Below are 21,913 nucleotides of genomic sequence, written 5' to 3' on the forward strand. Positions count from 1 at the left end.
TCATGAATCTGTCCAGAACCGTTTGCCCCGCTATCGCCTTGTGCCTGTCCGCCGTCGCCTTCCAGGCCTCCGCGCAAACTACCCAAGGCAGCTCTGCGCCCCTGCGCACGAACGATCAAATCGACAGCCAATACAAGATGGACAAAAAGGCTTGCGATGCGATGAAGGGCAACCAGAAGGACGTGTGTCAGAAGCAGGCGGAAGCCAACCGCGACAAGGCCCGCGCCGACGCCAAGGCCGGCAAGGAAAAGGCCGAGGCCAACCATGACGCGGCCAAGACCAAGAGCGACGCCGATTACAAGGTGGGCAAGGAAAAATGCGATGCCATGTCCGGCAACGCCAAGGACGCTTGCATGGCGGATCTGAAGACCCGCCACAACAAGTAAACCGCTAGTCGGTCAGGCCGCGTCCCTGGAATCGCGCTGGCCGGCGTCTTCGCCGGGCAGCGCGAAGCCGGCCGCGGCATATTCTTCAAGTCGGTTGTAAAGCGTCTTGGGGCTGATGCCCAACATCATCGCGGCCTGCTTCTTCACGCCGTTGCAGCGTTCAAGCGTCGCGAGGATCAGGCGGCGGTCCGCCTCGGCCAGCGTCTCGCCCACCGGCACGCTGACTTCTCCGCCCACGGGTTCACCCGCCGGCGACACGTGCGGGGCCAGCATGTCCACACCCAGCACATCCCCATCAGCCATGATGAAGGCGCGGCGCACAAAGTTCTTGAGCTCGCGCACGTTGCCCGGCCATTCATACTGCTTGAGTATTTCGGACGCCTCGGGCGAGAAGTATTTGTTCCTGCCCGACTCCTGGTTCTGCGCCTGCAGAAAGCGGCGCGCCAGCAGCAGGATGTCGTCGCCCCGTTCGCGCAGCGGCGGCAGTTCAATTGGGAATACGCTCAGGCGGTAGTACAAGTCTTCGCGCAGCTTGCCTTCTTGCACCGCCTGTTCGGGATTGCGGTTGGTGGCCGCAACGATACGGATGTCGCAGCTGATCTCGCGGTTGGTGCCCACGCGCATGAACTGCCCGGTTTCAAGCACGCGCAGCAGCTTGACCTGTAGGTCCAGCGGCATTTCCGTGACTTCGTCCAGGAACAGCGTGCCGCCGTCGGCGCGTTCAAAATAGCCCTTGTGCTGGCGGTCGGCGCCGGTAAAGCTGCCGCGCTCGTGGCCAAACATTTCGCTTTCGATCAGGTTGGGCGAAATCGCCCCGCAGTTGACCGCAATGAACGGGCGCTGGCGACGCGCGCTGAGTTCGTGGATGGCGTGGGCAGCAAGCTCTTTGCCGGTGCCGCTTTCGCCGATCAGCAGTGTCGTCACATTGGTGGGCGCCACCCGGCCGATCTGGTGGTACAGCTGCACCATGCGTTCCGACTCGCCGTACAGCTTGCCGAAACGGCCGGGCTCTTCGAAGGGCATGCCGGGCAGTTCGCCACCGGCGTTCGTAACCACTCGCGTCAGAATTTCGTTCAGCCGTTCCATGCAGATCGGCTTGACGAGAAAATCGCTGGCGCCCAGACGCAACGCCTGGACGGCGTAATCCACCGTGCCGTGCCCCGTCATCACCACGACTTCGGCGCTGGCCACGGCCGCATTCTTGAAAATGTCCATGCCGTTGCCACCAGGCAAGCGGACATCGGTCAACACCAGATCCGGCGCTTGCCGTTCCAGCTGTATCAGCGCATCTTTCACGCTTCCTGCCACTGCCACCGAAAAGCCGCTATCGCGACCCATTTCGGCCAGTGTTTCCCGTATCGCGTCGTCGTCATCGACGACAAGCAGATGAGGCATGAGTTCTCCTGTTGCCGGTGCGCGGTCATTAATCAGCGCGCGCGTTTATCACTGTGAGGATAGACACTCTGGAGCCATAATGCGTAAATAATCGATACTGTCCACTAAAGTTTTCGAATACTTGCAACTGGTCGCAGTCGGGCTACAAACGTACCACTACGATTGTGCTGTCGCGTAAGGCCCCGGCGGCCCGAGGTATCTTTATGGCAAATCGCACCACCGCGCGGCGCGACACTGCGCCCGCGTCTTCGGTCGTCCCCATGGACGTCACCGGCATGTCTGCTGTCATGCAGAAATTGGCAACCCAGTTGCAGCTGGCGGCGGCCACCGACGCCAGCGTATTCATCGTGGGAGAAAGCGGCGCGGGCAAAGAAATCATTGCCCGCGCAATCCATGACGCCAGCGAACGGCGCGCCGCGCCGTTTGTCGCCGTGAACTGCGGCGCGATCAGCGGCACGCTGGCCCATGCCGAATTGTTCGGCCACGAGAAAGGCAGTTTTACCGGTGCGGTGGCGCAGAACGCGGGCTATTTTGAGTACGCCAGCGGCGGCACCTTATTCCTGGACGAAGTCACCGAGATGCCGCCCGACATGCAAGTGCATTTCTTGCGTGTGCTGGAAGCGGGAACGTATCAGCGCGTGGGCGGCACCGACCTGCTGCGCGCAAACGTGCGCATCATCTGCGCCAGCAACCGCGACCCCGCGGCCTCGGTGGCCGATGGCAGGCTGCGCCAGGACTTCCTGCATCGCCTGCTGGTCATCCCCCTTCGGGTACCGCCGCTGCGCGAACGCGGCGACGACGCGCTGATCCTGGCGCAGCGCTTCCTGGACGGTCTGAACGCGCAATATCAAACCCAGAAAACGTTTTCGAAGCGCATGCTGGACGCCATCGCCCAGCATGACTGGCCGGGCAATGTGCGCGAGCTGCGTAACGTTGTGCAGCGCGCCTTCATTTTGTCGGACACGCAGCTGGACACCAACCTGCTGGCCCGCCCTGCCGCCAGCCAGCACGCCGAGATGCGCGAAGGCGCGATGAACTTTCCGGTGGGCATGCCTTTGGGGCAGGCGCAGCGCGCCTTCATCCTGGCGACGCTGGCCCACCACGGGGGTGACAAGCGCCTGGCGGCCGACACCTTGGGCGTCAGCTTGAAAACCCTGTACAACCGTCTGGACGTCTACGAAAAAGAAGGTTTGTCGGGAGGCTGAGCAGTTCTTACCGTCGCCTTGTAATACGGTCGCTGCGACAGGGCCGCAAGCCTCGCGCCTACGCCCGAAAATCGACCTGGCACGGATCTTGCATGTGTCCTAGGATGCGCCGCCCTTCGGCGGCTTTCATCCAGGAGACTCGATTGGGCCACCCCTCGCAAGAATTGCGCCTGCGCCAACAAATGACGCTTGCGCCGCGCTTGCAGCAGTCTGTCAAGCTGCTGCAGATGTCGGCGCTTGAATTCACGACCGCGGTGGAACACGCGCTTGCCACCAACCCCTTTCTGGAAGATGGCGACGAGCAGGACACCGAACCGCTGCCAAACGGCGATTCCATCAAACCCGGCAATTACGGGGACGAGCCGTCGGCCATGGCCGACGCCGCCCCGCCCTCGCCATCCGAGGCCGATGAGCCTTTGCCTGACGCCCCTTCCTATTCCGGCGACTATCCTACCCAGCTGACGGGCGGTGGCGACGGCAAGGACATGGGGCAATGGGTCTGCGCATCGGTATCGATGCGCGAGCGCCTGTCCGCGGACTTGGGCAACTATCACCTGGAACCGCGCGACCGCCTGCTGGCCGAATTCATCATCGACGCGCTGGACGACGACGGCTACCTGCGCGTGCCGCTGATGAGCCTATGCGATCCGGAGCACGCCGGTTTCAGCCCCCCGCCAGACGAAGGCGAATGGACGGCCGCCCTGCGCCTGGTGCAGCAGCTGGACGCGCCGGGCCTTGCGGCGCGAGACCTGACCGAATGCCTGTCGCTGCAATTGGCGGCGGCGCAGTCGGTCGAACCCCACGTGCGCGACCTGGCCTTGCGCATCGTGCGCGAGCATCTGGACCGCTTGGGCAAGAACGATTGCGTCGGGCTGCGCCGTTTGCTGGGCTGCACCGATGAGCAAGTGCGCGAAGCGTGCGCGCTGATCCGGAGCCTGGATCCCAAGCCGGGGTCGCGCTACAGCGCTGAAGCGCCCGTATATGTGGTGCCCGACGTGTTTGTGGACAAATGGCATTCGCGCTGGCGCGTGCTGCCCAACCGCCACGCCATGCCGCAGGCACGGCTGCATCGCACGTACGCCGACCTGTTCCGCCGCGCCCGCCTGGATGACCGCAGTCCGATGGCGCAAGAGCTTCAGGAGGCGCGCTGGCTGGTGCGCAACGTGGAACAGCGCTACACGACCATCCAGCGCGTGGCCGAGGCCATCGTCAAGCGTCAGCAGACGTTCTTTGAATATGGCGAAGTGGCGTTGCGGCCGCTGATGCTGCGCGAAGTGGCGGATGATCTGGACATGCACGAATCCACCGTGTCACGCGCCACGGTCGGCAAGTACATGGTGACTCCGCGCGGCGTCTTTGAATTTCGCCACTTCTTTTCGCGCGAGCTGGCCACGGAATCGGGTGGCTCGTGCTCGGCCGCGGCGGTCCGCGCGCTGATCAAGGAAATGGTGGATGCCGAGGACCCGACCATGCCGCTGTCCGACGTTGCCCTGACGCAGCAGCTGGCGGCCAGCGGGATCTTGCTGGCACGGCGCACGGTGTCCAAGTATCGCGGGCAATTGCGGGTGCCGCCGGCGGAATTGCGCCGCCAGCATTAAGAGGCGGTCGCCACGCAAGCGGTCGTGCAGGCCGCAGCGTGCGCCTGCTGGAAGACACGCGATAACACGCGATAACACGCGATACATACCGGCCACGCTTGCTGGAAGCCGTGGCCGGTTTGCTAAAAAATGGTGTTTCAGTTTGCCGGTTCGCATAAAAAAGAAGGCTTCCCGTGGGAAGCCTTCTGCTCGAACGGCGCGACGGCGGTGGTCAAGACCGCCGTCAACGTCAGCCGTTACTTCGAGCCGCCAGTGTTCGGATAGCCCGGAGGCGGCGTAGCGCCTGCGCCCGGCGTGCGGGGCACGTTGTCGTTGGCTTCACGAGGACGCTTCGGCGTTTCGTCGGAGTGCTTCTTGCCCGACGACATGGTGCCGCTTTGGTGAGTGGCGGGCGGCTTGGTCCCGGTCGAAGGCGTCGCGTTGGGCGCCGGAGCCATCTGGCCCGGAGGCTGTGCGCGGTTCGGCTGCGCGGCGGTGGCGTCATTCGGCGTGGAGGACGGCGTGGTCGGGTTGGCCGATTGGGCCATTACCGCGCCGGCAGACGTCAAACCGGCTGCCAATACGAAAGCGCAAGTCAAAGCACGAGATTTCATAGTCAGACTCCTTTGTGGAAAAGCCCAGACCTATGAGCAAGCTGCGTTCCCGCCCCGCTTTCCCAGCGGGCTTTTTCCTTGCGGCACCGCTACTCGCCTGGTCTGTTGCCAGACCGGGTATTTTTTACCGGCGATTGCAGTGGGGGCATGCAGCGGGGGCATGCAGCGGGGGCATGCAGCGGGGGACAGCAGCGGGGGACAGCAGCCCGGTGGCGAGGCCGCGCACGCCACCGGGCCGGTGTGACTACGCCGGCCGAGCGTTCTCTGCGTCTGCGCGGGACTCATCAAGCATCCGCTGCACGCGTTCACCCAGGACTTCAAGCGAAAACGGTTTCACGATGAGCTCGATGCCGTGCTCCAGAAAGCCCCCGCCCCGCGCCGCGCTTTCGGCGTAGCCCGTCATCAGCAAGACTTTCAACCCGGGGTGCGCGGCGCGCGCCGCATCGGCCAGTTGGCGGCCATTCAGGGCAGGCAGCCCCACGTCCGTGACCAGCAAGTCCATGTCGTGGGTATGCAGGACCAGTTCCAGCCCCGCCTCCCCGTCCGCGGCCGTCAACACCTGCATGCCAAGTTCAGCCAGGCATTCGCGCACCATCTCGCGCACATTGGCGTCGTCTTCCACCACCACCACCACCGACGGATTCGCGGCGTCCTGGGTGCGGTGCGCGGCGGGTTCTTGGCGCAGCGTCGCGTCAGGCGCGCCTTCATAGCGGGGCAGCAGCAGCCGGACGGTCGTGCCCTGGCCCACGCTGCTTTCAAGCGTGGCCGTGCCGCCCGCCTGCTTGGCAAAGCCGTAGATCATGGACAAACCCAGGCCGGTGCCCTCGCCCAGCGGCTTGGTGGTGAAGAAGGGGTCGAACGCGTGGGCCAACACGTCTGGCGGCATGCCGCAACCCACGTCGCTGACCGACACTTCCACGAATTGCCCCGGGCTGATGCCGGGAAACGGACGCAGCGTGGTTTCGTCCAGGTGCGTATTGCTGGCGGCCACGGTCAGCGTGCCGCCATTGGGCATGGCGTCGCAGGCGTTGATGACCAGGTTGAGCAGCGCATTTTCAAACTGGTTCCGATCGCAACTGACCGTCCACAGATCGGGTTGCAGATTGAATTGCAGCTGCACCCGTTCGCCGGTGTAGCGATGGAACAGGTCGGCCATCGATTGCAACGTGGGCGCCACGCTGAAGGGCTTGGGGTCGATGGGTTGGCGCCGCGAAAATGTCAGCAGCCGCTGGGTCAGATGCGCGGCCCGATTCGCGGAATCCATCGCCACGGTGATGAAGCGCTGGGCCTGCTCCGGCGTGCCGGCGGCGAGCTTGCGCTGGATCAGGTACAAGGCGCCCGTGATGCCCTGAAGCATGTTGTTGAAGTCGTGGGCGATGCCGCCGGTCAAGCGGCCCACGGCTTCCATTTTTTGCGACTGCCGCAGCGCCTGTTCGGTGTCGCGCAGCGTTTCGGCCTGCACCTTCAAGTCCGTGTCGTCACGCCCGGTCATGTAAAGGCTGTCTTGCGACCAGGACATGCTCCAGGTAATCCACCGATACGTACCCTCGCGCGTCAGCAGGCGGTTTTCCATATGGCGCACGGCCTGCGTCGGGTTGCCCTGGGCGGCCTGCGCAATCGCCGCGCGCGTGGCGGCCTGGTCGTCCGGGTGGATCAATTCGGTCAGCCCCATGGACAGGAACTGTTCCGGCGTCCAGCCCAGGATGGGCCGCACGGCCGGGTTGACGCTGACGAAACGATCCTGCCCGTCCACCACCGCCAGCAACTCGGGCGACAAGCGCCAGATCCGGTCGCGTTCCGCGATGGCGTCCTCCACGCGCTGCTCCAGCGTGCGGGCGTATTGCGAGCGCTCGACCGCGTCGCACAAACGTTCGGATACCTCTTCGATGAAGGCAATGTCGCCAGCCTTGAGCCGGCTGCCTGCCTGCGGGCGTACCCACAGTGCCCCGTCCTGACGACCCCAGCGGCGCATGGGCACCACGATGGCGGACGGCCGGACTTCACCATTCTGTTCGGCCACCATGGGTTGCAAATGCGCCGTGCGCCCCTTGCGCATCGCCGCCTGGAATTCTTCACCGAGCTGCTCGGGCGACAGCGCTTCGCGCGTTGCCAGGTCAGACTCGGACCGCCAACAAGCGGACAGCGTTGCCGGCTCGGTGTCGCCCGGCCAGTCCACCACGGCGACCAAACCCAGCGCCAGGTGCTGGCCCAGCCCCGCGCAAGCCGCATATTCGATCTCTGCCTGATGGTGCAATTCGCGCATGCGGTCCACCAGCGACAACAGGAAATTCTTGCGATGCTGTCCTTCCCAGAGTTCGGTTTCAGCGGCCTTGCGGGCCGTCACATCCAGGAACAACGCCATCATGCAATCATCGCCGTCCTTGCGGGCGCGGGCCTCGTACCACGCCTCTTTGGGCCCGGGCACGGCAAATTCAAACTGGGTGGGCTGCCCGGTTTCCACGACCTGGGCGAAGGCGTCCATGATCTGGCCCGGCACGCCGGGGATCATTTCGCGCAGCGTATGGCCCAGCGTGTCGCCCTCTTTCATGCCGCTTTGACGTTCAAAGGCCGGGTTGACCTCTAAAAAGCGGAAGTCCACGATGCGGCCGCTTTCGTCACGCAACGCCTCGCTAAGAAAGAAGGCCTCTTGCATGCCGTCGAACATGGCGCGCCAGCGCTCGCCGCTGGCGCGCAGGGCGGCTTCGGTCAGGTGCCTTTCAATGGCCAGCGCGGCGCTGCGCGTTACCAGCGCAATGGCGTCGATGTCATGGGCGGACGGCGAGCGCGCCACCCCGTAGTAATTCGAAAACACACCCAGCAGGCGCCCGTCCGGCGCCTTGATGGGCGTGGACCAGCAGGCGCGCAGGCCGTGCGCCAGGGCCAGCTCACGCCAGGGCTGCCAGTCCGGGTGCGACGCAATATCCTCGGCGTACACGGGGTTGCCCGTGTACGCCGCGGTGCCCCAAGAGGCCATGTTCGGGCCAATGGCGGTGCGCTGCACTGCCACGCTGAACTCGGGCGGCAAACTGGGAGCGGCGGTGTGCACCAGATATTTTCCGGTGTCATCCACCAGCGCAATGGCGGCCCGCAGCTGTACGCTGGACTGGGCCTCGATGGCGTGCAATACGTGCTCCAACACGTGCGCAAGCGGCATACCGGCCGCAATGCGCTGCAACATAATCCGTTCATCTTCCAGACGGGCGAGCGTATCGGTCCACGGGAGGGATACGCGATCCTGCTTCTTCAACATTTCTGCCCCTTTACCAGCCAGTACTGTATTGCGGGGCCCCGCCGCGATGGCGAAACCCAAGGTAACGCAACGCTACCGATCCTGCCCCGTCCGGCGCCTCGGGTTTGTCCACCTGGCGCACTGATCGCTGCGCGCGCGTTATGCATGTGATGATCCCGCACCCGCCAGTATGCGCCGTCGCGCCAGCGTGCGGCTTGGCTAGTGGAGGATACGCGCGGCTCAGGCGCTCATCAATCCGGCGCAATGAGACGCCTTCTTTTTTGCGGCACGTCGGCCGGCTCCCGACGACAAGGGAAATCCATTACTGACGCGTCCCGATGGCTTAAATATGATCGACTGACCATATCGGCACGGCAACCCGCCCCGGGTCTGCAACAGACGTTCGCGTCAGAACGCCGCGCGCCTTTCGCTCCGGTCGCGGCCGGCAAGCGGACTCTACGAGATGAGCGCCCGATGCCGAATTCGACCGAACTTCTGCGCGATATCCACGAAACCAACCTGATGTACCTGCTGCTGCTGCAACGCATGGCGCGCACCTGCGACGCCACGACGCTGGCCGGCATGCAGATGTCTCCGCGCGCCTGTCAGTGGCTGGCCGATCTGGAGCCGCACGCGCTGACCCGGCTGGCGCGCAGCAGCGTGCTGCTGGCACAGCTGAATGTAGCGCCGCACCTGCTGCTGTCGGCGCTGAGCCGGGGCATGGACGCGACGCTGGCCGCCCGTGGCGAGGCGGCGGCCAGCCCTCCGCAAGCGGCGTTCAAGACCGAGGTTTGACGGCTTGGCGCGAGCCGTTTGCGGCCAGCCGAAGGCGCCGGGCCAGAATTGACCCGATCGAGCCAAATCTGGCCCACTCTAAGCCATTGATTCATAAGTGCTTATTTTTTATCGGGCCAGATTTGGCCTGATTCATGGGAAAAACGCGGGAATTCGAGCCCGATCGGCTGCTGCACGCTTGACGTAGGCCTCCTGATTTTTACGCAAGTCGATGATCTGAAAGGCTTTATTTTGTTGGCTCGTGGCTTGGCACGGATGTTGCGTCAGCCCTGCCATGGCCCACTCATCCGACCTGCGTTTTACCCTCGTGCCCGCCGCCCGTGGCGTGGCGTTCGACGTTATTGAATTCACGCTGGACGAGGCGCTGTCCGAGACCTATCGGTTAGAGCTTGAGCTATCCAGCTTCGACCCCGCCATCGACTTTGGCGCGCTGCTGGATCAAACAGCGTTGTTCACGCTATGGCGGGGCGATGCGCCCGTGCGCCACGTGCATGGCATCGTCACGGCCTTCGAGCAAGGCGACACCGGCTTTCGGCGCACGCGTTACCGCGCCGTGGTCGAACCGTCGCTGGCGCGCGCGGCGCTGTGTTCGGACTGGCGCATCTACCAGCAACTGTCCGTGCCGGAAATCCTGGCCGATGTCTTCAAGCGCCATGGCATTACCGACTACGAACAGGTCACCACCCACCACCACCTGGTGCGTGAATACTGCGTGCAGGCCGGCGAAACCGATCTGGATTTCGTGGCGCGCCTGGCCGCCGAAGAGGGCTACTTCCACCGCTACGCCCATACCGAAAATTCCCACCGCCTGATCCACGGCGACCGCATCTACATCCATGGCGAGATCGCCGGCGGGCCGGTCGTCTACAACCCCACGCCAGGCGGCGATCAACACCAGCCCGCATTGCATCGCTTCATCTACACCGAACAACTACGCACCGCCCGCCAGACGCAACGCGACTACACCTACACGCACCCGCAGTACGACCAGGAGCACACGCACGTCGCCACCGACCTGCAACACCAAGACCCCCGCTACGAGCGCTACGACTACCCCGGCCGCTACAAGCGCGACGAGGCCGGCAAACCCTTCACGCAAAGCCGGCTGCTGGGCTTGCGCCGCGATGCGCGCATGGCCCAGGTGCACGGCGACGATGCGCGACTGATTCCCGGCGTGGCGTTCGACCTGACCGGCCACCCGCGTGATGACTGGAACCACGGCTGGCGCCCGGTGCGCATGCGCCACCACGGCATCCAGCACACCAGCCAGGAAGAAGACGGCGCGGGCGCCGAGCAAGGCACGCGCTATGGCTACACGGCCGACATCGTGCCCGACAAGGTCGATTGGAAACCCGCGCCCAGCCGCAAGCCGCGCGTGGACGGCCCGCAGATCGCCAGCGTGGTCGGCCCGCCCAATGAAGAAATCTATTGCGACGAATTCGGCCGCATCAAGGTGCAGTTTCCGTGGGACCGGCTGGGGCAGAACAACGAGCACAGTTCGTGCTGGATCCGCGTGTCGCAAAATTGGGCCGGCACGGGCTGGGGCCACATGGCCATCCCGCGCATCGGCCAGGAAGTCATCGTCAGCTTTCTGGATGGCGATAGCTCGCAGCCGATCGTCACGGGCAGAACGCACCGGTCGATCAACCCGCCGCCCTACGAGCTGCCGCGCCACAAAACGCGCATGACGATCAAAAGCCAGACGCACAAGGGCGAGGGGTATAACGAGCTGCGCTTTGAAGACGAACGGGATCAGGAAGAGATCTACGTTCACGCGCAAAAAGACCAGAACCTCCACGTCAACCACAACGAGACCACCTTCGTCGGCAACGACCGCAGCGAACAGGTCGAGCACGACGAAACCATCACCATCGGCCACGACCGCAGCGAATCGGTGGGCAGCGATGAACAGGTCCACATCGGCCAGGACCGCCGCCACACCATCGGCCAGGACGACTTCCTGACCATCGACCGCAACCACACCATCGCCACCGGCCGCGACCGCACGGAAGACGTGGGCAACAACCGCCGCGACAAGACGGTGGCCAATCACTGGATTGAAACGGGCGGCCATGTGGAACATAAGGTCCAGGGGCATTTTCAGGTGCATGCGGGCGAGCGGATCGAGGGCAAGACGGTGACGCTGGAATTGCAGGCCGCGCAAAGCGTGGTGATCAAGGGGCCGGGCGGCACCATCAACATCGACGATTCGGGCATCACGCTGGACGCAGGCGCCCTTGTATTCAAAGGGCCCATCAATCAGCAATCCGGCGCAGCCAGCGGCCCGTCGATGGCGGGCGCCGCTACCCCAGGGCTTGCCATGGACCTGCTCTGCGCATTGCGCGCCGACGGCACCTGCCCGCGTGTGCCCTGCCCTTGCGGCATGCAAGGAGCCTGACGATGTCCTTCCCGGAACATGCCGGCTGGCCCCGTCAAACCGTCCGCGTCGTGCAAGCGCCCAGCATGGACAGCCTGGCCGACGATCGCGCGAGCGCGGATACGGATTCTTGCCCTGGCTACGGCTCTGCCTCTGCCTGGCTTTGGTTGGATGGCCCACAGTCTGCCACGCTGGAACACGAGGTGTCGTCATTGCAGTCCGGCGTGGATCGTCACTGGTTATGGCGCGGCACCGATTGGGAATACCAGCCGCCGGGGTATCGCCATGGTCCGTTGCTGACGCCCGTCACCGCGCCGCTGCTGCAAGCTTTTATTGACGATTGGGCCCCCAGGCAAATGGGTGTGCTGTTGTTTGCCGGCGATGACGCGCCGGCAAGTGCACACTTGAAGCACCTGCGTCTGATGCGGGCGCCCGATGGCTTGCCCATGCGATTCAACCTGACGGCCACGCGCCAGTTGGAAGAGCTTTGCGAAGGTCTGCCTGCCGATCGCTTGGCGCAATTGCTGGGGCCGATACAAAGGCTGATCTGGCGCACCGCCGACGACGCGGGCGCGCTATGGCTGCAAGCCGATGTTCCTGTTCCGAATGAAACCGCGCCCGACCCTAGGGGCTTTGCGTTGTCGGCGGCTGAGGAAGACGCGGTCAACCGCGCCAGCTTTGCCTGCTTCATGCGCGAAGCCGTGCGCCGCCACGTGCCTGCCGATATGGCGACCAAGCACCCGGCCGCCCACGCCAAGCTGCTGCATCAGATCGCGCTGTTTACCGACGAAGCCGGGCTGATCAACCTGCGGCTCGAACGCGACATTCATCACTACATCGAATTGCGCCTCTACTTTCCCCAATTGCCATTCGAGAAAGATGCCGAATTGCGCGCCAATCTGGCCCGCCGCGACGAATCCGGGCTGTTGCGCCTGAACCACGCTGAACACCGCTTGAACACGATCACCGCCGCGATGGCATCAGGAACGCAATCATGATTCATCTGCAATGTCCCAAGGCGCTGCAACCGCCCCACCCCAGCGCCAAGATACTGGGCAAGGCGATATCCCCGCCGCCTTGCCAGCGTGGCATCCCCTTGTATCCCTTGCGCTATGGCATCACGGACAAGCCCTTTGATGCCAAGGTGTTCCCTACGCTAAGTACCGTCGGCTATCCGGCGTTGAGCGAGGGCAAAGCCTACGGCTTGCGGGTACTGCGGCCACGCAGCTATGTCTACCTGTTCGTGCGCCAGAGCGGACGCATGTGGACGATCCACTATCAGGTCACCGACAACATCCGCTTCGCGCCTATCTGGTGGACCGAAGCCGACTACAAAGGCGACGTGCCGGGCCGCGCGGCCGTACCGGATGAAACGGGCGCAGCGCGCTACCTGCTTGCGCCTCCTGACCTGCAAGACGAGACCGTGCATGTCATGGTCAGCGACACGCTACTGAGCCACGCCGCGCTATGGGCCATTGAAAACAACAAAGAAAGTTGGCGCAGCCTGCTGGCCACCCCCGTAAAAATTGCGGGCGGCAAGCAAGCGCACGTCTTTCCCGCTACCTTGCTGCCAGAAGTCCGCGAGCTGTCCCAGACCGTGCTGCGCCAGTATCCCTGGAGTGAAAGCCGGCCACACACCGACGGCGTCCTGTCCACCCAGAACGCCATGACGGCCGCGACGCGGCCCCGCACGGACATCCAACCCCAAGCCGTTGTCGTGCAGGATCTGGCCGGGATGCTAAGTGAATTGAACATGTTCGTGGGCAGCAGGCTGGCGGATTTGCAGACCTACGGCGCCGACGCGGCTCACAAGCTGCGGGTGTCCCAGATGATCGATCAGTTGGGCAATCTGGCCGGCGATGAGGCCGGACACCAAACCCTACGAAATGACCCTATCGGCAGCGCCATGGGGCCGGGTGTCACCGGCCCGGACGTCCTGGCCTCTCGCGACCGCGCCAACCAGGCGCGCCTGGCCGCGTACCGCAAGCGCACTATGCACGCTCGAAATGCCGCACGCGCCCACTTCGTCGAACACCATCCCAAGCAGCTGCAAGCGCACGCCGACGACGTCGTTCGTGCCGCCGCCGATCTTTGGGCGTTGTTCAACAGCCAGCGCAAAGCCTACGACGCCATCGTCGACGTGCACGCGCCCGACACCCAGGGCTATCTGGACCTGCGCTGCCTTGCGGGGCACACCCTGCCCGCCCTGATCCACTGCACAGCCGGCAAGGACTTCTTGCTGGCGCAAGTCGAACCCGACGGCCCGGTGGGCTTATTGCAAAAAGCCGTGCTGGGCGCGCCGGAAGTCGTCAGCTACGCCAAGCTGGCCAGCGGCACCGTCCGCCAGGCAGCGGTCAATGCGTCCTTGGCCGCGCTGCAAAAAGTGCTGGAGACGCTACCGGCGGACGGCGCATCCAGTCAGCTGAGCGTGATGCTGGGCGCCTTGGTCGCGCACGGCCAATTGAAATCGCCCGGCGCATTCTGGACCAGTGTGTACCGCCCGATCATGGAAGTGCTGGACGGCACCCTGGCGCGCGCCCACGACGTACCGCTGCCCGAAGTGGGTAATTGGGTGCGAAACAGCATGGGCCTCACCGGCGTCAACGGCTTTCGTCCACAGACCGTCGACCGCGCCGTGCAGACCCTTGTCACCTTGTATGACACCGAGGACGTGCAGGAGCGGCTGGAGCAATGCCGAAAATTGCCCGGGCGCTTGCGCTTCTGGCACAACGCCCGCCTGGCGCTAGGCGGCGTCGCGGCGTTCGCCACGGTGTACAGCGCGGGCGAAGCATTCAAGGCGCTGGGGCGTGAGGATGGATTGACTTTGGGGAATGCGCTGAATGCGACTGGCAAGGTTTTGGGGGTGGGCGCCGCTGGGGCGACGATGACGAGGTTTTGGTTTGAGAAACAGCGGGACTTCGCGAAGGTGCGGGGGGAGACGGGGGTGGCTGCTGCGTTTGATGGGGCGGCCAAGAAATGGGAATTGCGAGCGATTGGGGTGGCTGCTGTGGCCGCGATCGCGATTGGTGCAAAGGACTGGTGGCAGGCCGCCGTACAAGAGCGCGGCCAAGTCGCGACCATCAGCTTCGTCAGTGGCTCAGTGCAATTTGCCGCTGGGGGGATTGGCTTCTTGCACCTGTGGGGAAAACTACGTCCTTGGGAGGTAAATAGATTGGCCAGATCAAGCTCATTACTGTTGAAAGGCACAACTGGAGTGGCTCGACTTAACTCCGGCACGATCGGGTGGATCCTTCTTGGAATCGAAGCGCTTTATCTCGGCCTTCGCCACCTCCACCAAACCACGGTCGACGAGGCGAGGGTCGAGACATGGATCCGACGTAGCGTATGGGGCATGCCAGGTGGGCTTGAGCCCTTTGCTAGCGATGAAGAAGAGCTGCAAGAATTCCATCGCTTGTTCCAGGCGCCCAGCATGCAAAACGACATCGACGTAATGAAGGTCTTGGCTCCTTCCCTGAAATCGAGGCTAGCGACGGTATTAGGAGTGCCGGACGACGTCCGTTCGGTTTCCGTCTTCTTGCCAGGATGGCGGTCGCAAATCAGCCAGTACTCGATCAGCCAGCAGCAGGCCCCGCGCCTGGGCGAGTTCTCAGGCCGCGAGGTGCGTTACGACGACCCGGACCGAGTGACCGTGATAAACGGTGTCGGCGTCGTCAAAATTGCCACGAACGCCCTGTTCGGCACGACGACGGTGAACTATCGCCCCAATGGTTTCACGGATGCCGACTACGAGATGGAGGCCAGCTCGTCATGGTGAAAAAGCTTCGCGCCATCGACCCGGCCACCATCCCGGACGCCGCAGTCGAATTCAAGCGTCAATGCGCACGTCTCGACGAAAGCTTGTATTTCGCCGCCCTGCCCGACATTCGCTACGCCATGGATCCCGAGCAGCTATGGCTGACCGAAGACGTGTCTGATCCAGAGCAGTTCAACGAGCAATATATTGAGCCGCGTACGGAAGGGCAGATTACGTTTTTGCTGCAACTGTCGACGCTTGGCGTGTCCATGTCCGTGACCATCGTGTTCATTCTGGCCCCCCTGTTCGGGGAGTACCAGCACAAGGGCGCCCTCATCTGTATTCCTTTTTTACTGATGGCGGCGGCGGGTTTATGGTTAGGAACCAATTCTGCCATGTCGCGCATCCGATTTAATCGGCAAGCGCAATTGGTGCACGTCTCTTATGGCGATACGGTGCTGCACTTGCCATGGCGCGATGTGCGGCCCTACACCGAATTCGGGCACGGTTACACGCTACGCTTATGTTTCCCGCAGCCTTATCTGGAGACGATGCAAATGCCGTCCCAGGATCCCGAGAGCATCAGAAAGAGTAAAAGGCCGTTTATCGTCGGAGGCGACTTTGACGTGCATGATCAGACGTTCTTCGACAAGAACCTTCACCGGCTGGAGTTCATCCGCCGCTATATGGAGCACGGGCTGAAGGCAATTCAAGCCGACCCAAAGTTTGTCGAGCAAGGCCTTGTCCGTAAACCCACCGGTGACAACAACGTCACCAGAACGGGCGGATGGAGCGATATCTTCAACATCTACGACATCCTCTTCAACCTCTTCACCCTCAAGCCTCTTCTCGACCGCTGGATCAAGCACAAAGCCAGCACCTTTCGCTGGCCGGAAGAAGTCGAACGCCTATGCACCCCGGGCGCTGATCTATCCGCCTACGACACGCGCCCCGTCAAGTCCAGCGTCCGCTACTTCTATCGCTACGCTGGAATGGACAAGGGTGTGATCTTTGTCGACCACAAGGGGCGGCAGGTTCAGCCGCGCAATCAAGCCGGTTGACCTGCGTCCCCGCGACGTGCGCCGCTGGTGCGCCAGGCCAGGCCGGCGCTGATGGCCAATGCCAATGCCAACAAACCGCCGGCCATCGCGGCCACGCCCGGCCATTGCTGGGCAGCCCAGAAGTGGCCGCCCCAGGCGCCCAGCACGCTGGACCCCACGTAATACACCAGCAGGTACAGCGATGCGGCCAGTGCCTTGTAGCCTCGGGCCATCTGGCCCACCCAGCCGCTGGCGACCGCATGCGCCGCGAAGAAGCCGAAGGTAAACACCACGATACCGGCGATCAGGATGGGCAAGGAGTCCGACAAGGTCAGCAGCAACCCCGCCAGGGCCAGGCCTGTGGCGGCGGACAGCATGGCGCCCCGGCCGTGGCGGTCGGCAAGGCGGCCGAAAAACGTCGAGGCAAAGATGCCGACCAGATACACGACGAAGATGAAGCCGATGAAGGTCTGGCTTAGCGAAAACGGCGGCAGCAGCAGGCGGAAGCCCACGTAGTTGTAGACCGTGACAAACGCGCCCATCAGCAGGCCGCCCATGGCGAACAACGCGCATAAGGGCCCGTTCTTCAGGTGCGCGCCGACACCGGCCCGCACATCGCCCAGCACACCCGCCCAGCCACGCCCGCGTTGCGGCATGAAGCGGCACGAGGCGGGCAGCAACCACATGAACAGTGCCGCGGCCACGATGCCCACGACCCCCAGCGTGCCCATCGCGGCGCGCCAGCCAAAGTGATCCGAGACCAGCCCGGTGATGACGCGGCCGGACAGCCCGCCAAACGCGCTTCCGCTGATATACAGGCCCATCACGAAGCCCAGCGTGTCCGGTTCGACTTCCTCGGCCAGGTAGGCCATGGCGACGGCGGGGACGCCGCCCATCGCCACGCCTTGCAGCGCGCGCAGCGCCAGCAGGCTGTGCCAGTCGGGCGCCACGGCCGCGATGGTGCCCAGCGCGGCGGAAGCCAGCAACGACCAGGCCATGACGCGCTTGCGCGGCAATGCTTGGGAGAACAGGCCGACAAAGAAGATCGCGATCGCCAGCAAGCCGGTGCACAAGGACAGGACCAGGCTGCTTTGCGCGGGCGACACGCCAAAGGCGCCAGTGAACAGCGGCATCAGTGGCTGCACGCAATACAACAGCGAAAACGTGGAAAAGCCCGCAGCGAACAAGGCCCATTGCGCGCGATGCAGTTCTGGCGTGCCGCGCGCCAGATAAGGGGCGGGCGTGGGGGTGGGAGAACTGGCGCTAGGGGCAGACATGGGAAATCTCTGAAAGACAAGCGGGCGACGCGCCCGCAGATCAAAAGTAGACTTTTCGCCTTGATATGTCCAATATATGAAACCCCTACCGTCCATACTTTAAAACGATGGAATTACGACATCTGCGCTATTTCACGGCGGTGGCCGAAGAATTGCATTTCACGCGGGCAGCGGCGCGCCTGGGAATTGGCCAGCCGCCGTTGAGCCAGCAGATTCAGCAGCTGGAACGCGAAATCGGCACACCGCTATTTCTCCGGCTTCCCCGCGGCATCGAGATGACCGAAGCCGGCGCCCAGTTCCTGGAAGACGCCCGCGCCATTCTTGCCAGCGCCGACCGCGCGATAGACACGGCCCGGCGGCTGGGACGAGGCGAGCGCGGCGCGATCACCGTGGGCTTTACGGCATCGGCCGTATTCCACCCGTACCTGCCTCGCGCCATTCGCGCTTATCGCGACCGCTATCCCGACGTGCGCATCACCTTGACGGAAAGCAACACCATTTCACTGCTGCGCGGGCTGCGCGTGGGCGAGGTAGACATCGCCTTTGTACGGCCGCCCTACCTGCTGGACGCGGAATTTGAATCCGAACGCGTCCTGGACGAACCCATGCTGGTCGCCCTGCCCCCCGATCACGCCTTAAGCCGCCGCCGCAGCGTACCGATTGCGGCGCTGGCCGATGAGGACTTCGTGCTGTACCCGCGCCCCATCGGCGCCGGCCTGTACGACGCCATCCAGTCCGCCTGCCAGCGCGCGGGCTTTGCACCGCGCGTCATTCAAGAGGCGCCGCAAATGGCGTCCATCGTCAGCTTGGTGGCAGCCGGCGTCGGCATTTCCATCGTGCCCGCCGCCATGCGCCACATGGGCGCGCAGGGCATTGAATATCGCCCCATCAAGGGCGACGCCCCGCACGCTTTGCTGGACATGGCCTACCGCCGCCATGACCGGTCCATGGCCGCAGGCAACGCCGTGTCGTTGCTGCGCCAACTGGCCCATCCCGAACGCGCGCATCCGACCGCATAGCCGCCGTAGTGCCCTGTCGCGTTTGTCATCTTCTGTAAAGCCCGCGCCTTGGACACCAGAGTAAATTGCGCTACCGCTGATCCGTCCCTGAGCCGGGACGCAGCTTCAGATATCAACCTTTTCAAAGGTGAACCCGTGCGACGTACTCTCTTGGCCTTGGCCCTTGCAACGATTCCCGGCTTGGGCGCAGCCGCCGCGCTGACCTCCGCCATCGGCGCGGTGACGGTCTATCAGGACCGTGCGGTCGTCACGCGCTCGGCCACCAGCGAGTTGGCGGCGGGCGAGCATGAGCTGACCCTGGAAAACCTACCCGCATCATTGCAGGAGAATTCCCTGCAAGTGTCGGCCAAAAGCACCGGCCAGGCCTCGTTGCTGGACGTCAAGGTGCGCGACGCCTTCAACGCCGACACGGCCAACGAACGCGTTCGCGCCTTGCAAGAGCAGGTGCGCAAGCTGGAAGGTCAGATGGCCGAGCTGGATGACGAGGCCGCCGTGCTGGACAACCAGCGCGAGCTGGTCTTGATGATGCAGCGCGGCGCTACCGAACCCTCCAAGGACAGCGCCCGGCTGACCTTGGAAGAACTCAAGGCCATCCAGACGCTTAGCGCGGACAGCCTGGCCAAGGCACTGGCCGGATTGCGTCAGGTCGCAACGCGCAAAGAAGCGCTGGAACGCGAGCTTGCCGCATTGCAAAACCAGCTGAACGTGGTGCAAGGCCAGATGAGCCGCCGCACCAAGACCGTTACGCTACGGGTCAACCTGGCGCGCGCGGGCAAGGTCGACCTGGCAGTGTCGTACGCCGTCGGCGGCGCGCGCTGGACGCCTGCCTATGACGCCCGCCTGCGTCCCGCCGACCGCAGCGTGGATCTGGGTTACTTCGGCGTCATTCGCCAGAATTCCGGCGAAGACTGGAACAACGTCAAGTTGACGTTGTCCACTGCCCGGCCCGCCTTGGGCGGTGGCGCGCCGACCTTGCAACCGTGGATCATCGATGTGGCCGCCCCACCGCCTCCGCCGCCGCGCCCCATCGCCGCGCCCGCGCCTGCCGTATCCAGCGAAATGGCCATGAAGCGCGCGCCGCGCGGCGCCAGCCAGGCCTATGCCGAAAGCGCACTGGCCGACGTCATGCCGGAACCGATCGACGTGCGCACCGCGCAGGTACAAAACGAGGCCACCAGCGCCTCGTTCCAGATCCAGAACCCGGCCACGCTGCCCTCGGACAACTCTACCCAGCGCGTGGCGATCGCAACCGCCAAGCTGCCGGCCACCCTGCAATATCAATCCACGCCCGCGCTGCGCGAAGCGGTATTCCTGACGGCGCAGGCCAGCAACAACACCGATTTTCCGTTCCTGGCCGGCCCGCTCAACACCTTCCTGGACGACGCGTTCGTCGCGTCCAGCGCCATGAAAGCGGTGATGCCGGGCGAAAAGGTCGAACTGGCGATGGGCGCCGACGACGGCATCTCGATCAAGCGCCAGCTGGTCAACCGCTACACCGAAAGCACGGGTTTTTCGGGCAGCGGCAAGCGGGTGACGTACGAATACAAGATCACGGTCAAGAACAACAAGGCCACCAAGGAACAGGTGTCGTTCAAGGACCGCCTGCCGGTCTCGCGCAACGAAAAAATCGTCGTCAAGCTGCTCTCGCCCGCCGACCGCGACATCAAGCGCGAAGAAGACGGCAAGCTGGTCTGGGAATGGGACCTTGAACCGGGCAAATCGCGCGAGACCGTTCTGAAGTTCTCGATCGACTATCCCGGCGACATCGACGTGTCCGGCATCTGATTGCCCCGCCTGCCTCCCGCCGCTTCAGTGCTGGCGGCAGAATTCGATGAACGCTTGCGGCTCCAGGGGGATGGACAGGCCATAGCCCTGGGCCACGTCGCAACCCAGCTCGCGCAGCAGTTGCAGGTCGCGTTCCTGCTCGACCCCTTCGGCGACCACGCGCCGGCCCAGCACCCGGCCCATTTCGATGGCCGCGGCCACCACCGCGCGCGATGCGGCTTCGCGGTGCATGTGGACGATAAAGTCCCGGTCGATCTTGAGTTCTGTAAAAGGCATGGCGGAAAACAGCCTCATCGAGGCGATGCCCGCGCCGAAGTCGTCCATGGCCAGTTCAAAGCCGCGCACGCGCAGCAGATTCAACGCGGAAGACAGCGCCAGCCAATCGTTGACGGGCTCGTCCTCGGTCAGTTCGATCTTGATCAAGCGCGCCGGCAGTCCCGCCTGCGCTACGCGCTTTTCCAGCACGGCCGGCATATCACGAGAACACAGCGTGGACGCCGATGCGTTAATGGCGATGGGCACGGCGATGCCTTCGGCGTGCAGCGTTTTCTGCACCTCCAGCACGCGATCCGTCACGCGCAGAAACAGCATGCGATCCATGCCCAGGCGATGCGCGGCCGGCACAAAATCCACGGCGGATATGGCGCCCAGCTCGGGATGATCCCAACGCGACAGCGCTTCGGCGGCCAGCACCTTGCCGGTGGACAAGCTCATTTGCGGTTGCAACACCACGCTCATGCCCACGCCCGTGATCAAGGCCCGGCCAAGTTCGGCCTCGACCACTTCGCGGCGGATGGATGGGTGTTGGGGCGTGGTCACGTCCTCGGCGGCAAGCCCGGCCTTGATGGCCTGGTGCATGGCCGTGCGGGATACCGGCTTGGACAGCGCCTGCGCCGACGGACAGCCGGCTTGCAGCGCCAGCCGTACATGTGACTGCAACAGCTCTTCGCTCAGGCTGCTGATCCAGATGATGGGAGGCATGCTTTTTAGCCGGCCCACATCCACCAGGCGCCGCAATTCGTTGGGCATGTGGGTGCCGTCGCCGTCGCTCATCACGATGTCGCTGATGACCAGGTCGTAGTACTGCCGGCTTAACGCGCTGACCGCTTCCGTGCTGCTGCCTAACCCGGCAACCCGCCGATATCCCAACGCCAGCAGCATGTTCTGCAGATAAGCGCGTTCAACGGGGTGATCTTCAACGAGAAGAATTCGTCGAGCGGCTCCGGCGTCGGTTTTTGGCATTCGTTTTCGTCCTAGCTTATAGGTCGAGCCCTGGCAGGCGGCCGCTGGTTCTGTTCGGGTTCCCATGCTACGGCATTCACTTGCGCTCTGTCGTCGACGGCAAAGGGCTAAGGCAATTTCCGGGCCGATAGGCGTAGGTTTAAGAACACCCTGGCCGCAATTGCCTCGTCCCGTTGTCCACGCACAACGCACCGGCTCGTCCAGACGGACGCCGCCCC

General features: G+C 63.9%; 15 protein-coding genes. 10 read left to right on the forward strand and 5 right to left on the reverse strand.

From position 1 onward, the window contains the following. The first annotated feature begins 2 nt into the window (after positions 1-2). On the forward strand, positions 3-386 hold the full coding sequence (locus AC0Z35_RS08465) for a hypothetical protein (RefSeq protein ID WP_052946137.1): 384 nt from the start codon (positions 3-5) through the stop codon (positions 384-386). 12 nt (positions 387-398) lie between these two features. On the opposite strand, the gene AC0Z35_RS08470 is transcribed toward AC0Z35_RS08465, so the two are convergent. Then, complete coding sequence (locus AC0Z35_RS08470) at positions 399-1,781, reverse strand: sigma-54-dependent transcriptional regulator (protein WP_046807590.1); 1,383 nt, start codon at positions 1,779-1,781, stop codon at positions 399-401. A gap of 260 nt (positions 1,782-2,041) precedes the next feature. Between AC0Z35_RS08470 and AC0Z35_RS08475 the strand changes: the two genes are divergently transcribed. Together AC0Z35_RS08475 and AC0Z35_RS08480 are read left to right on the forward strand one after the other, a co-directional pair. Further along, entirely contained in the window at positions 2,042-2,986 is a 945-nt protein-coding gene (locus tag AC0Z35_RS08475; RefSeq protein WP_082134678.1) for a sigma-54 interaction domain-containing protein, read from the forward strand. A 143-nt stretch (positions 2,987-3,129) separates the two neighbouring features. Further along, positions 3,130-4,584, forward strand: a complete 1,455-nt coding sequence (locus AC0Z35_RS08480) for an RNA polymerase factor sigma-54 (RefSeq protein ID WP_485131765.1) — start codon at positions 3,130-3,132, stop codon at positions 4,582-4,584. A 236-nt stretch (positions 4,585-4,820) separates the two neighbouring features. Here the strand turns inward: AC0Z35_RS08480 and AC0Z35_RS08485 are convergent, their stop codons facing one another. Together AC0Z35_RS08485 and AC0Z35_RS08490 are read right to left on the reverse strand one after the other, a co-directional pair. Continuing rightward, positions 4,821-5,177 carry a superantigen-like protein SSL4 gene (locus AC0Z35_RS08485; RefSeq protein ID WP_046807588.1) on the reverse strand — a complete coding sequence of 119 codons (357 nt, stop codon included), beginning with the start codon at positions 5,175-5,177 and terminating at the stop codon, positions 4,821-4,823. Between the two features lie 244 nt (positions 5,178-5,421). Beyond that, complete coding sequence (locus tag AC0Z35_RS08490; RefSeq protein WP_485131766.1) at positions 5,422-8,427, reverse strand: ATP-binding protein; 3,006 nt, start codon at positions 8,425-8,427, stop codon at positions 5,422-5,424. A gap of 453 nt (positions 8,428-8,880) precedes the next feature. On the opposite strand from AC0Z35_RS08490, the gene AC0Z35_RS08495 reads away from it, so the two are divergent. The 5 genes from AC0Z35_RS08495 (at position 8,881) to AC0Z35_RS08515 (ending at position 16,393) form a co-directional block, all read left to right on the forward strand. Beyond that, a complete protein-coding gene (locus tag AC0Z35_RS08495) occupies positions 8,881-9,201 on the forward strand; it encodes a flagellar transcriptional regulator FlhD (RefSeq protein WP_219992492.1) in 321 nt (106 codons plus the stop codon). 274 nt (positions 9,202-9,475) lie between these two features. Next, positions 9,476-11,599, forward strand: coding sequence for a type VI secretion system Vgr family protein (locus AC0Z35_RS08500; protein ID WP_485131767.1), 2,124 nt, complete (start codon positions 9,476-9,478; stop codon positions 11,597-11,599). A 2-nt stretch (positions 11,600-11,601) separates the two neighbouring features. Beyond that, positions 11,602-12,576, forward strand: a complete 975-nt coding sequence (locus tag AC0Z35_RS08505; RefSeq protein WP_485131768.1) for a hypothetical protein — start codon at positions 11,602-11,604, stop codon at positions 12,574-12,576. Next, on the forward strand, positions 12,573-15,353 hold the full coding sequence (locus AC0Z35_RS08510; RefSeq protein ID WP_485131769.1) for a toxin VasX: 2,781 nt from the start codon (positions 12,573-12,575) through the stop codon (positions 15,351-15,353). Before AC0Z35_RS08505 ends, AC0Z35_RS08510 begins: the two co-directional genes overlap by 4 nt. Beyond that, positions 15,347-16,393: a hypothetical protein gene (locus AC0Z35_RS08515; RefSeq protein WP_485131770.1), complete on the forward strand. Its 1,047-nt coding sequence runs from the start codon at positions 15,347-15,349 to the stop codon at positions 16,391-16,393. Before AC0Z35_RS08510 ends, AC0Z35_RS08515 begins: the two co-directional genes overlap by 7 nt. On the opposite strand, the gene AC0Z35_RS08520 is transcribed toward AC0Z35_RS08515, so the two are convergent. Beyond that, positions 16,381-17,649, reverse strand: coding sequence for an MFS transporter (locus AC0Z35_RS08520; RefSeq protein ID WP_485131771.1), 1,269 nt, complete (start codon positions 17,647-17,649; stop codon positions 16,381-16,383). The genes AC0Z35_RS08515 and AC0Z35_RS08520 overlap by 13 nt on opposite strands. A 107-nt stretch (positions 17,650-17,756) precedes the next feature. Here AC0Z35_RS08520 and AC0Z35_RS08525 point away from each other — a divergent pair, with 107 nt between their 5' ends. Next, a complete protein-coding gene (locus AC0Z35_RS08525; RefSeq protein ID WP_485131772.1) occupies positions 17,757-18,668 on the forward strand; it encodes a LysR family transcriptional regulator in 912 nt (303 codons plus the stop codon). A 135-nt stretch (positions 18,669-18,803) separates the two neighbouring features. Next, complete coding sequence (locus AC0Z35_RS08530) at positions 18,804-20,453, forward strand: mucoidy inhibitor MuiA family protein (RefSeq protein ID WP_485131773.1); 1,650 nt, start codon at positions 18,804-18,806, stop codon at positions 20,451-20,453. A 24-nt stretch (positions 20,454-20,477) separates the two neighbouring features. On the opposite strand, the gene AC0Z35_RS08535 is transcribed toward AC0Z35_RS08530, so the two are convergent. Further along, entirely contained in the window at positions 20,478-21,695 is a 1,218-nt protein-coding gene (locus AC0Z35_RS08535) for an EAL domain-containing response regulator (protein WP_104143949.1), read from the reverse strand. Positions 21,696-21,913 lie beyond the last annotated feature (218 nt).

The organism is Achromobacter sp. 1L-A-4-B-C2 (genome assembly GCF_057291955.1).